This window comes from Holzapfeliella sp. JNUCC 80, assembly GCF_053667655.1.
On sequence record NZ_CM132205.1, the window covers coordinates 356,156 to 368,663 of the forward strand.

11 protein-coding genes are annotated in these 12,508 nt (G+C 35.3%); all 11 read left to right on the forward strand.

Annotated features, from left to right (window positions below):
* Positions 1–6: 6 nt before the first annotated feature.
* On the forward strand, positions 7–1,278 hold the full coding sequence (locus JNUCC80_RS01805; RefSeq protein WP_454153136.1) for a helicase-related protein: 1,272 nt from the start codon (positions 7–9) through the stop codon (positions 1,276–1,278).
* A 4-nt stretch (positions 1,279–1,282) separates the two neighbouring features.
* A complete protein-coding gene (locus tag JNUCC80_RS01810) occupies positions 1,283–1,975 on the forward strand; it encodes a ComF family protein (RefSeq protein WP_454153137.1) in 693 nt (230 codons plus the stop codon).
* Between the two features lie 125 nt (positions 1,976–2,100).
* Complete coding sequence (gene secA, locus JNUCC80_RS01815; protein WP_454153138.1) at positions 2,101–4,467, forward strand: preprotein translocase subunit SecA; 2,367 nt, start codon at positions 2,101–2,103, stop codon at positions 4,465–4,467.
* A 56-nt stretch (positions 4,468–4,523) separates the two neighbouring features.
* A protein-coding gene (gene prfB, locus JNUCC80_RS01820; RefSeq protein ID WP_454153139.1) for a peptide chain release factor 2 occupies positions 4,524–5,640 on the forward strand; the annotation gives its coding sequence in 2 pieces (ribosomal slippage) (positions 4,524–4,595 and positions 4,597–5,640; 1,116 coding nt in all).
* A 19-nt stretch (positions 5,641–5,659) separates the two neighbouring features.
* Positions 5,660–6,520 carry a phosphate ABC transporter substrate-binding protein PstS family protein gene (locus JNUCC80_RS01825; protein ID WP_454153140.1) on the forward strand — a complete coding sequence of 287 codons (861 nt, stop codon included), beginning with the start codon at positions 5,660–5,662 and terminating at the stop codon, positions 6,518–6,520.
* Positions 6,521–6,532: 12 nt separating this feature from the next.
* Positions 6,533–7,459 carry a phosphate ABC transporter permease subunit PstC gene (gene pstC, locus JNUCC80_RS01830; protein ID WP_454153141.1) on the forward strand — a complete coding sequence of 309 codons (927 nt, stop codon included), beginning with the start codon at positions 6,533–6,535 and terminating at the stop codon, positions 7,457–7,459.
* Positions 7,459–8,346, forward strand: coding sequence for a phosphate ABC transporter permease PstA (pstA, locus tag JNUCC80_RS01835; protein WP_454153142.1), 888 nt, complete (start codon positions 7,459–7,461; stop codon positions 8,344–8,346). Before pstC ends, pstA begins: the two co-directional genes overlap by 1 nt.
* Positions 8,347–8,356: 10 nt before the next feature.
* Complete coding sequence (gene pstB, locus JNUCC80_RS01840; RefSeq protein WP_454153143.1) at positions 8,357–9,160, forward strand: phosphate ABC transporter ATP-binding protein PstB; 804 nt, start codon at positions 8,357–8,359, stop codon at positions 9,158–9,160.
* A gap of 13 nt (positions 9,161–9,173) precedes the next feature.
* Positions 9,174–9,932: a phosphate ABC transporter ATP-binding protein PstB gene (gene pstB / locus JNUCC80_RS01845; protein ID WP_454143133.1), complete on the forward strand. Its 759-nt coding sequence runs from the start codon at positions 9,174–9,176 to the stop codon at positions 9,930–9,932.
* Between the two features lie 23 nt (positions 9,933–9,955).
* The gene (gene phoU / locus JNUCC80_RS01850; RefSeq protein WP_454143131.1) at positions 9,956–10,639 is read left to right on the forward strand and encodes a phosphate signaling complex protein PhoU; all 684 of its coding nucleotides are present in this window, start codon (positions 9,956–9,958) and stop codon (positions 10,637–10,639) included.
* 45 nt (positions 10,640–10,684) lie between these two features.
* A complete protein-coding gene (locus tag JNUCC80_RS01855; protein ID WP_454153144.1) occupies positions 10,685–12,505 on the forward strand; it encodes a glycerophosphoryl diester phosphodiesterase membrane domain-containing protein in 1,821 nt (606 codons plus the stop codon).
* Positions 12,506–12,508: the final 3 nt, after the last annotated feature.

Genomic DNA, 12,508 nt, shown 5'->3' on the forward strand with positions numbered 1-12,508 from the left:
ATTAATATGATTAAACAAGATAAAATAAGTGGGCGTCAATTTTTAATAAAAGGGTTTCAAAAAGAAAAAGCTAGTCGATGGGGACAACTTGTGCCAGCAATCTCTAATGACAAATGTTTGAGATGCGGTCAAAGTCAGTTTTATACACTACCTACGCAAGTCAGACAATGTACGGCTTGTGTTGAATTAAGAGCCGTTTTTGAGACCGATTTTTTACTAAGGGTCCCTAGTGTTGACTTTGAAAAAGTAACTGGTTCTATTTTAACATGGGGCGGGAGTTTGACTAAAGAACAACAAAAGATTTCACAGCAATTGGCTTGTAACCTAAAAGGAAAGCAAGACACACTAGTTCATGCCGTCACAGGCGCAGGTAAAACTGAAATGTTATTTGAATCAGTGGCTTTTGCTTTGAAAGAAGGGATGCGAGTGGCAATATGTTGCCCACGGGTAGATGTTGTAGATGAATTATTCAATAGGATGTCAGTTGCTTTTTCAAAAACTCAGATTGGTAAGTATCATGGAAATGCTCATCCACCACTATTTAACTATCAATTAGTTATTTGTACGACACATCAATTGATGAAATTTTTTGAGGCTTTTGATTTAATTGTAATCGACGAAGTGGATGCCTTTCCCTTTGACACCTCAGTTATTTTGCATAATGCGTTAGATCAGGCACTGAAGCCAACTGGTCAAAAGATATTGCTAACAGCAACACCAAGTCAATTACTGCTCAAACAAGTTAAAAAGGGTGAGTTAAATTATTTGTTATTGAATAAACGATATCATGGTCATAAGTTGCCAGTTCCAAAGTGTCACCTGCTCTGGCAAAAAGAGGCTATTGGCCGATTTAGGCTCGATTTTAGGTTAAAGAAACTACTAAAGCAATTTATAAAAGGCAAGAAACCTATTTTGATATTTGTAGACAAAATAGCAAACCTACCAGATTTGAAAGCCAGACTTAACCGGGTTTATCCTAATCTAGTAATTGAAACGGTTAGCTCAGTCGATTCAGAACGTCATCAAAAAATTTCACGGTTTAGAGCAGGTGAGATTGAGTTGTTATTAACGACCACTATTTTAGAAAGAGGCGTAACTTTTGAGAATGTGCAAGTAGTCGTTTTAAACGCTGATGATGCTATTTTTAAAACGTCATCACTTGTTCAAATAGCAGGAAGAGCTGGGAGAAAAAAGGATTTTCCTGATGGAGAAGTACACTTTTTTATCATCATTATACAGGGGCTATCAAAAAGTGTATTAAACAAATTAAGAGGATGAATAAATGGGAGTAATGTGTTTGATTTGCAAAAAGCCAATTATGGAGATTAATCTGTATCAGTTAGTAATTCAGCGTAATCAAGCACAGATTTGTGAGGGATGCTTGGTTCATTTTGAGGCAATTTGTGACTTTGAAATAACCTGCAAAATGTGTCAAAAACCACTGGAACAAAAGAAAAATCAGTGTGGAGATTGTCAAAAATGGCAAAAATTGTATCCAAATGATTCCCTAAAAAATGTTGCTTGTTATCGGTACAATCAAGCATTTAAAACTGTAATTAAGCGTTATAAGCGTTCTTACGATGCATCAATAAGCGAAGTTTTTGTTGCTTTAATAAAAAGAATAGCTATCCCCAAAAGTTATGATTATTATGTCAGCCTTCCTACCAGTAGTCAGCATTTTAAAGAACGGCAATTTGATCACATTGCATTGATATTTTCAAAAATTTATTCGTTAACCCCACTTTTAAAGTATATAAACGATAGTAACTATCAAGCACAAGGTGAGAAAAACAGACGAGCACGATTGAAGACGCAACAAATGTTTGTGTGTGATAATTTCGATTTTGATGAGACAACTAAAATCTTATTACTTGATGATATTTATACAACTGGACGAACACTATATCACGCAAGAGATGCTATCCGAAAAACGGGATTTAAGGGACAAATTGATAGTTTGAGTATTGCTAGGTGAATTTATTCACTAAAATTGCTACAATTTAATGGTTATACAATTTAATTTTTTGACTATAAATGATAAAATATTATCGGAAGAGTTAGAAATACTAATTATCAAAACATAATTGAGGGAATTTATATATGGCAAATATTTTAAAACGTTGGATTGAAAATGACAATCATGAAGTCAAACGTATTAGTAAGATAGCAGATCAAGTTGACGCTCTTGGTAAAGAGTTTGAAGCTTTATCTGATGAAGAATTACAACAAAAAACACCAGAATTAAAGCAACGCTTAGAATCAGGTAAAACATTAGATGATATTTTGCCTGAAGCTTTTGCGACAGTTCGTGAAGCTGCTAAACGTGTTTTAGGTCTTTATCCATACCACGTTCAAATTATGGGGGGTATTTCCTTACATGAAGGTAATATTTCAGAAATGAGAACTGGTGAGGGTAAAACGCTGACAGCGACAATGCCAGTATACCTAAACGCATTGAGTGGAAAAGGGGTTCACGTTGTAACGGTTAATGAATACCTATCTTCTCGTGATGCAACAGAAATGGGAGAACTTTATAAGTGGTTAGGCCTAACTGTTGGGTTGAACCTAAATCAAATGTCTTCAGATGAAAAGCGTGAAGCTTACAATGCAGATATCACTTATTCAACAAACAGTGAACTAGGGTTTGATTACTTGCGTGATAACATGGTTGTTTATAAAGAACAACGCGTGCAACGCCCATTAAACTTTGCTGTTGTTGATGAGGTTGACTCTGTCTTGATTGATGAAGCAAGAACGCCATTGATTATTTCTGGGCCTGTTGAAAATGCGACAGTAAATTATGTTCGTGCTGATAAATTCGTTAAAACTCTTAAAGAAGAAGACGATTACACTATCGACTGGCCAACTAAGACGATTAGTTTGACTGAAGATGGTATTCGTAAAGCGGAAGAAACTTTCCACTTAAATAACTTATATGATATTGAAAATACAGTATTAAACCACCACATTGATCAAGCATTAAGAGCCAACTACACAATGTTACACGATATTGATTATGTGGTAGATGACGGTAAAGTTATGATTGTTGATCAATTTACTGGTCGTGTAATGGAAGGTCGTCGTTATTCTGATGGTCTTCACCAAGCTATTGAAGCTAAAGAAAACGTTAAAATCGAAAACGAATCTAAAACAATGGCGAACATTACTTACCAAAACTTGTTTAGAATGTACGCTAAACTATCAGGGATGACAGGGACAGCTAAGACTGAACAAGAAGAGTTTAGAGAAATTTATAACATGCAAGTTATTACAATTCCTACTAACCGTGAAGTTCAAAGAAATGACTTACCTGACTTGCTTTATCCAACACTAGAAAGCAAGTTCTCAGCTGTTGTAAAAGATATCAAAGCGCGCCACCAAAAAGGTCAACCTGTTTTAGTCGGAACAGTGGCGGTTGAATCTTCAGAACTATTATCAAGAATGTTGAATAAAGAAAATATTCCACACGCTGTTTTAAATGCTAAAAATCACTTTAGAGAAGCTGAAATTATTACAAACGCTGGTCAACGTGGTGCAGTAACAATTGCGACAAACATGGCCGGACGTGGTACTGATATCAAATTAGGACCTGGTGTGAAAGAAGTCGGCGGTTTAGCCGTTATTGGTACTGAACGACACGAATCACGTCGTATCGATAATCAACTGCGTGGACGTGCAGGACGTCAAGGTGACCCTGGTGAAACTCGTTTTTACTTGTCATTTGAAGATGACTTGATGAAACGTTTTGGTTCTGAACGTGTAAAAGCATTCTTGGATCGCATTTCAGGAGATGATGAAGACAAAGTGATTGAAAGTCGCTTGTTAACTCGTCAAGTTGAGGTTGCCCAAAAGCGTGTTGAAGGTAATAACTACGATACACGTAAACAAACCTTGCAATACGATGATGTTTTACGTGAACAACGTGAAGTTATCTACAAACAAAGAATGCAAGTTATCGAAGAACGAATTGACCTAAAACCAATTCTAATGCCGATGGTTTATAGAACAATCGAACAACAAGTTACCTTGTATGCGCAAGGAAATGTTAGTGATTGGAATGTGGATGCACTTAAAGACTTCGCTATCAATTCACTTGGATCTGAAGAGGCAGTAAGTCATATTGATTTTAGTGAATTAAAAGATGCTGAAGCGGTTAAAAGCCGTTTACAAGAATTAGCTGATGCTAGTTATGATCAAAAAGCACAAGATTTACCAGATCCACAACAATTCTTAGAATTTGAAAAAGTGGTTATCTTGCGTGTAGTAGACGATCGCTGGACAGACCATATTGATGCAATGGAACAATTACGTCAATCAATTGGACTACGTGGTTATGGTCAACTTAACCCATTGGTTGAGTATCAAGAAGAAGGATTCAAAATGTTTGAAGAAATGATTGGAAATATCGAATACGATGTTACAAGATTGTTTATGAAAGCAGAAATTCGTCAAAACATGCGTCGTTAATAAATAGGCAGGCCGTTACATACGACCTGCTTTTTGATGGAGAGGAAAAGTGACCTGTGGAAAATAATGAAATTGTCAGAATACTATCCGAACTTGACCAAAAAGTAACCCAATTTAGGGGGTCTCTTTGACTTAGATAGTCTAGCTGAGTCGATTGCTCTAAACGAGCATCAAATGAGTCAAAATGATTTTTGGAATAATCATCAAAAAGCACAAAAAGTGATTGATGAAACAAATTTAATGAAGAAAAAACATGATAATTTGTTATCATTAATTCAGGAGCTAGATGATGCAAAAGTATCGTTTGAGCTCGTACAAGAAACAGATGATGAAGAGCTGAAAGCTGAACTTGAAACTTCGCTTGAGTCATTAAAAGAAAAAATGCAAGATTATGAATTGAGCTTACTTCTTTCTGATGAATATGATTCAAAAAATGCACTACTTGAAATTCATCCAGGTGCAGGTGGGACAGAGTCTCAAGACTGGGGTTCTATGCTGTTGCGAATGTACCAAAAGTGGGCAGATAAACATCATTTTTCTGTAGAGTTTAACGATTATCAGCCAGGAGAAGAAGCTGGTATTAAAAGTGTTAGTCTTTTAATTAAAGGTGAAAATGCTTATGGTATGTTAAAATCGGAACATGGGGTCCATCGGTTGGTGCGAATATCACCGTTCGACTCAGCAAATCGTCGCCACACCTCTTTTGCTTCTGTTGAAGTTATGCCCGATATTGATCATTCAATCGACATTGAGGTTAATGACGATGACTTGCGAATTGATGTTTTCCGTGCTAGCGGTGCGGGTGGCCAACATATTAATAAAACGTCATCTGCTGTTCGAATTACGCATTTACCAACAGGTATTGTGACAAGTTCACAAGCCCAAAGGTCGCAATTGCAAAATAAAGAAACAGCTATGAAAATGCTTAAAGCGAAGCTTTTCCAATTAGAAAAAGAAAAGCAAGAGCAAGAAAAAGCAGCAATCAAAGGTGAACAGTTGGAAATTGGTTGGGGCTCACAGATTAGATCATATGTCTTTCATCCTTACACGATGGTCAAAGATCATCGTACTCAACATGAAGTGGGAAATGGTCAAAGTGTTATGCTCGGGAATCTTGATTCATTTATGTATGCTTATTTACAATGGCATTTAAGCCATCAAGACAATAATTAAAACTCTCAGGAGATTAGGTATGAAGAAAAAAATATTAGGACTGTTAACACTACTAGCAACAATGCTAATGGCAACAGGTTGCCAAATTAAAGGTGAAGTAATGAACGTCGTTGGTTCTTCTGCGCTACAACCGTTAGTTGAATCTGCAGGTGAAAGCTTTTCAAAAATTCATCAAGATTTATATGTTAATGTTCAAGGAGGCGGAACTGGTACTGGACTTGCGCAAGTTCAAGCTGGAGCCGTTGATATTGGAAACTCCGATTTATACGCTGAGGAAAAGTCAGGGATTGATGCTTCACAATTAGTTGATCATCGTGTGGCTGTTGTTGGGATTACCCCAATTGTCAATCCAGATTTAAAGGTTTCTAATTTAACAACACAACAATTGAGCGACATTTTTTCAGGTAAGATTACGAACTGGAAAGAAATTGGTGGCGATGACTTGCCAATTACTGTAATTAATAGAGCTCAAGGTAGTGGAACACGTGTTGTATTTGAAAGTGCAATCTTCAAGAATGGTGAAAAAGCTGTTAAAGCTCAAGAGCAAGATTCTAGTGGGATGGTTCGTCAAATTGTAGCCACAACACCGGGAGCAATTAGTTATTCATCATACAGTTATATTAATGACACAGTTAAGACACCAGCAGTTGATGGTGTTGTCTTGAGTCATGATACAGTTATTGACAATAGTTGGAAAATTTGGGCATATGAACATATGTATATCCGAAAAGATATGGAAAAAGAACGTGTTCATGAGTTTTTAAACTTTATACTATCTGATGATGTTCAAGATAACATCGTTAATAAGATGGGTTATATCGCAATTAAAGATATGAAAGTTGAAAAAACGCTAGATGGTCAAATTAAGTCAATTGAATAAGAGGTGTGATTTATGAACGATCCAATTAGAGAGAGTATGCTGAAAAAGTCCAAGGCCGCAAGACGTGAGACTTTTGGGAAAACAATATCATTTTTAGCAATTGCCATTATTGTGGCTGTTGTTGCAGCAATTTTTTACTTTGTAGCTTCAAAAGGAATCTCAACTTTCACTCAAAACGGTGTTAATTTTTGGGACTTCTTAACAGGTGATACATGGAATCCAGGTTCAAAAGGAGCTGACGGTAAGCCGCTTGTTGGAGCTTTACCTATGATTTTGGGCTCATTTTTAGTAACAATTTTAGCTGCTGTAATTGCAACACCATTTGCGATTGCTGCTGCTATCTTCATGACAGAAGTTGCTGGTAAAAAAGGGGCCAGTATCTTACAACCAGTTGTTGAATTATTAGTTGGTATTCCATCTGTTGTATACGGATTTATTGGATTATCAGTTATTGTGCCATTCGTTCGATCAGTTTTTGGTGGAACTGGATTTGGTATTTTAGCGGGGACTTTCGTTCTTTTTGTTATGATTTTGCCAACAGTGACCTCAATGACTGTTGATGCGTTACGTTCAGTTCCTAGACACTATCGTGAAGCGTCTTATGCTTTAGCTGCAACTAGATGGCAAACAATTTATAAAGTCATTTTACGTTCAGCAATGCCAGGTATTTTAACCGCAATCGTGTTCGGTATGGCTCGTGCATTTGGTGAAGCTTTAGCGGTTCAAATGGTTATTGGTAATGCCTTCACAGTTCCTAACAGTTTGACAACACCTGCTTCAACATTAACCAGTGTGTTGACAATGGGAATGGGTAACTCAGTAATGGGAACTTTGAGTAATAACGCTCTTTGGTCACTTGCTTTAATCTTATTGATGATGTCCTTAATCTTTAACTTAGTGATTAGATGGATTGGTAACAAAGGAGGAAACAGTAAATAATGAGTCCAAAACGTGTCGACAAAATAGCAACAGGTGTCATTTATGCAATGGCAGGAATTATTGTGTTAATTCTGGTTGCTTTACTAGCTTATATTTTAGTTAGTGGGCTACCTCATGTTAGCTGGTCATTTATTGTATCTCCTTCAAAAGTTTTCGAAGCAGGTGGTGGGATTGCTGCCCAGTTATTTAACTCAGTATACTTATTGGTTCTTTCAATGGTGATTTCAATTCCATTATCTATTTTAGCTGGAATTTTTCTTTCAGAATATGCACCTAAAAATAAATTGACTGACTTTGTTAGAACAGCTATCGAAATCTTAAGTTCACTACCTTCAGTTGTTGTAGGGTTGTTTGGATTTTTAGTATTCGTTATTCAATTTAAGATTGGATTTTCAATCATCTCAGGTGCTTTAGCACTAACACTATTTAACCTACCATTATTAACACGTAATGTAGAAGAATCACTTCAATCTATCCACTTTACTCAACGTGAAGCAGGATATGCATTAGGACTATCTCGCTGGGAAACAGTTACGCGCGTTATTATTCCTGAAGCATTACCTAGTTTGATTACAGGTATTATTTTGGGAGCTGGACGTGTATTTGGTGAAGCGGCCGCTTTAATTTATACAGCAGGTCAAAGTTCCCCTGCACTAAACTTCTCAAATTGGAACCCGCTATATATTAATAGTCCACTGAACCCATTTAGACCAGCTGAAACATTAGCTGTTCATATTTGGAAAATCAATGGTGAAGGGATTATCCCTGATTTGAATGCCGTATCAACAGCTTCTTCAGCTATCTTGATTCTAGCAGTTTTAATTTTTAACTTAATTGCAAGAAGCTGGGGTAAAAGGTTGTACAAACGCTTAACAGGTGCTAAATAAGGAGACGCTCATGGCAGAAAGATTAACAAAAAACATTCAAAAGCTAGATGAAAATAAGCATGAAATTGCACTTTCTACAAAAGACTTACGTGTCAGTTATGGTGATCATGAAGCGATTCACGGTGTAGATTTACAGTTTGAACGTTATAAGATCACTGCCTTAATTGGGGCGTCAGGTTCAGGAAAGTCAACTTATTTAAGAGCTTTGAACCGTATGCATGACAATATCGCGAATACTTCGGTAACAGGTGAAATTAATTATCGTGGGTTAGATATTAACCGTGATAACATTGATGTTTATGAAATGCATAAGCATATTGGAATGGTATTCCAAAGACCTAATCCATTTTCAAAATCTATTTATGATAACATTACTTTTGCATTAAAGCGTCATGGTTTACGCAATAAGAAAAAATTAGATGAAATAGTTGAAACGTCATTGAAACAAGCAGCTTTGTGGGACCAAGTTAAAGATGATCTTCATAAAAGTGCTTTAGCATTATCAGGTGGACAACAGCAAAGACTATGTATTGCACGTGCAATCGCAATGAAGCCAGATATTCTATTGCTAGATGAACCAGCTAGTGCATTAGATCCTATTTCAGCTTCGAAAGTTGAAGAAACACTAATGGAACTTAAAAAGCACTACACTATTGTTATTGTGACTCACAATATGCAACAAGCTGCAAGAATTAGTGATCGTACAGCATTTTTCCATTTAGGCGATGCAATCGAATATGATGAAACACGTAAGATTTTTACTAGACCAAAAGTAAAATTAACTGAAGATTATGTATCAGGACACTTTGGATAGGTAGGTAAAGCAAATGACAAAACCAATTATTTCAACTCAAGATGTACATCTGTTTTATGGAAAAAAGGAAGTTCTTAAAGGGATTTCGATGGATTTTTATCCAAATGAAATCACAGCGTTAATTGGCCCTAGTGGTAGTGGTAAATCAACTTTACTTCGCTCACTCAATCGAATGAATGATTTACAAGATGATGTGACAATCACTGGGTCTGTGAATATTGACGGTAAAAATATTTATGCACCTACAACCAATAAAGTTGACTTGAGAAAACGTGTAGGTATGGTGTTCCAACAACCTAATCCTTTTCCATTTTCTGTTTATGAAAACGTTGCTTATGGATTAAAATTAGAAAAAAAACATACCAAAGAAGAAATTGATCAAATTGTAGAAGACAGTCTAAAAGCTGCAGCTGTGTGGGATGATGTTAAAGATAAGTTGCATGAGAGTGCGCTATCATTATCAGGTGGACAACAACAAAGAGTTTGTATTGCACGTGTTTTAGCCGTTCACCCCGAAGTGATTTTATTAGACGAACCAACCAGTGCATTGGATCCTATTTCAAGTGGGAAAATCGAAAATATGTTATTATCATTGAAAGATGAGTATACAATTGTTATCGTGACTCACAACATGGGACAAGCATCCAGAATTTCTGATAAAACAGGGTTCTTTTTAGATGGTAATTTGGTAGAATATAATAAGACAAAACACATTTTTATGACACCGTCTGAAAAAGAAACAGATGATTACATTTCTGGTAGATTTGGTTAATACAATAAGGGAGGAGAAATATTGTGAGATCAAATTTTGAAAAAGAATTACATGAATTGCATGATAATTTTGGTCGCATGGGTCGATTAGTCAGTGAAAATATTGGCCGTGCAGTCAAATCATTCATTGATCATGATAAACAACAAGCACAATACGTGATTGATACTGATCCAAGTATCAACGGTATTGAAGTTGATTTGGAAAAGAAATCATTTGAAATGATTGCGTTGCAACAACCTGTTACAACTGATTTACGAAACATTGTAACAATTATGAAAGCTAGCTCTGACCTTGAACGTATGGCAGACCATGCTGTAAGTATTGCCAAAGCAACAATTAAAGTTAAAGGTGAAGCACGTGTATATGGCATCGAAGACGAAATTGCACACACGGCTGATTTAGTTATCCAACTTGTAATTGATGCTTTAGAAGCTTACCGCGTTCAAGACGATCAATGGGCTCGTGAAATTTCAAAACAAGATATTTCAATTGATAAACAAGCTAAAAAAATTAATGCTCATATTATTAGTGAAATGAAAAAAGATCCTGATACAATTTTAGGTAATACTTACTACATGCTAGTAACAAGTTACCTAGAGCGTATTGGTGATTATGCAACTAATATTTGTGAGTGGGTTGTTTACCTAAAAACAGGTAAATTAATTGAATTAAATAATCATGTTAAACATGATAGCCAAGATAACTAAAAAGCTGACATTTAATGTCGGCTTTTTTGTTTAGGGGGGATAAAAATGTCGATTATTGAGTCAGTAAAAGAGACATTAAAAGAATTAAGAAAGAACTTTTCGATTATTGTATTGCTCTATATTGTTGTTGATATTATTTTATTAGGACTTATTGTGCCTTTTACAAATGCTACAACGAGTTTTTTAGCTAAGTTATTTGAAGTGGAATACATCGCATATGATAATATTTTGGCTATTATTTCACATGATTTATTATTTATTATTACGATGTTACTGTTACTGTTGGCAATTTTATTTATTGTTTTTTTACAATTTTCAATTTTGCTAAATGGTATTCGTCAGATTGTTCATTTGAACCAAATCAATTTAGATAATTTATTCAAAGATGTGAAAAATAGTTTGCGTAGCTTAAATATGAAGACAATTCCATTTTTCATATTCTATGCATTAGTTATTATTCCATTTTCGGACTTTATCTTCTCATCACCGTTGTTAAGTAAAGTTAAGATTCCGCAATTTGTAATGGTATTTATTACGCAAAATCCAATCGTATCGGTTGTTCTTATCGCATTAACCGCGGTATTAATTTATATAGAAGTTCGGTTCATTTTATTATTACCCATAATGTCATTTAATTGGCGCCGCCCTAAAAAGTTAATTAAGAACTGCCTAAAATCAACTAAGCGCAGTTTTTGGAAGATTTTACTTCGAATTTTGATACCAGCAGGAATTTTTGCTTTGATTAATCTTGTTTTAATGGGTCTATGGGTAACGCTTTCATTTTTAATAGAGCAAATGTTACCACAATACGCTTTTGTATCAGGGCAGGTTATTCTTGTGCTAATCCAATTGACACAAGTGATTACGACAACACTGTCAACTGCATCGGTTATGATTGTGCTGCTTCAGTTGTATGAAGAAAAAGAGCAGATTGTTGCCAAAAATATTAACTACCAGATTGATTACTCAGAAATAAAAAAACAAAAAAGAATTTATCGACTATTTATTGGCTTATCGATTCTATTAATTGCGATACGAGTAACTTATTCTAATTATGGCTACCTCAAAAATCCCGGATTCAATAATGTTACAATTATTTCGCATAGGGGATTAGATCAAAACAACGGTGTTCAAAATACAATTCCAGCTTTACTGCATGTTATTTCAGAAAATCCAGATTACGTTGAAATGGATATTCATATGACAAAAGATCGACAGTTTGTGGTGATGCATGATAATAATTTATCAGCATTGACTGGCAAGAATGCGCATGTTCATGACTTGACGCTAGAACAGTTAAAACAATTAACTGTTTCAGAAAACGGTCAAAGTGCACCCCTAGCTAGTTTTGATGATTACTTACAAACAGCAAATGACCATCATCAAAAGCTATTAATTGAAATTAAAACAGATAAGGGAGATAATCCCACAGAAGTCGTTAATCAATTTAATCAAAAGTACCAAAAAAATGTCTTACTTCACCAGCACAAAATTCACTCGCTATCAGCTAAGGTAGTAACCGAATTGAAAAAAATCAACTCAGAATTTGATGTGAATTACATTACGACCTACAATATATTTACCCCCACATTAGATGTAAATGGTTACAGTATGGAGTCTTCAACATTAAATCGTTATTTAGTTTTAAAAGCTCATCAAGGCCGTAAGAACGTCTATGCTTGGGATATCAATGATATAGAATCGATTCATTTAATGATGTTGTATCGAGTGGACGGGTTAATAACTGATAACTTGAAAGAAGTTAAAGAAAACGTTAATGAATTGAGAAACGCTACTTCTATCACACAAAAATTAGTAATATATATTAGTGAAATAAATGGATTGAAAAATTATTTAGTAAACTAAAGG

What these genes read in the sequence shown, in the direction of transcription:
- JNUCC80_RS01805 (WP_454153136.1), top strand. Translation starts at nt 7, where the DNA reads ATGATTAAACAAGATAAAATAAGTGGGCGTCAATTTTTAATAAAAGGG.
- JNUCC80_RS01810 (WP_454153137.1), top strand. Translation starts at nt 1,283, where the DNA reads ATGGGAGTAATGTGTTTGATTTGCAAAAAGCCAATTATGGAGATTAAT.
- secA (WP_454153138.1), top strand. Translation starts at nt 2,101, where the DNA reads ATGGCAAATATTTTAAAACGTTGGATTGAAAATGACAATCATGAAGTC.
- JNUCC80_RS01825 (WP_454153140.1), top strand. Translation starts at nt 5,660, where the DNA reads ATGAAGAAAAAAATATTAGGACTGTTAACACTACTAGCAACAATGCTA.
- pstC (WP_454153141.1), top strand. Translation starts at nt 6,533, where the DNA reads ATGAACGATCCAATTAGAGAGAGTATGCTGAAAAAGTCCAAGGCCGCA.
- pstA (WP_454153142.1), top strand. Translation starts at nt 7,459, where the DNA reads ATGAGTCCAAAACGTGTCGACAAAATAGCAACAGGTGTCATTTATGCA.
- pstB (WP_454153143.1), top strand. Translation starts at nt 8,357, where the DNA reads ATGGCAGAAAGATTAACAAAAAACATTCAAAAGCTAGATGAAAATAAG.
- pstB (WP_454143133.1), top strand. Translation starts at nt 9,174, where the DNA reads ATGACAAAACCAATTATTTCAACTCAAGATGTACATCTGTTTTATGGA.
- JNUCC80_RS01855 (WP_454153144.1), top strand. Translation starts at nt 10,685, where the DNA reads ATGTCGATTATTGAGTCAGTAAAAGAGACATTAAAAGAATTAAGAAAG.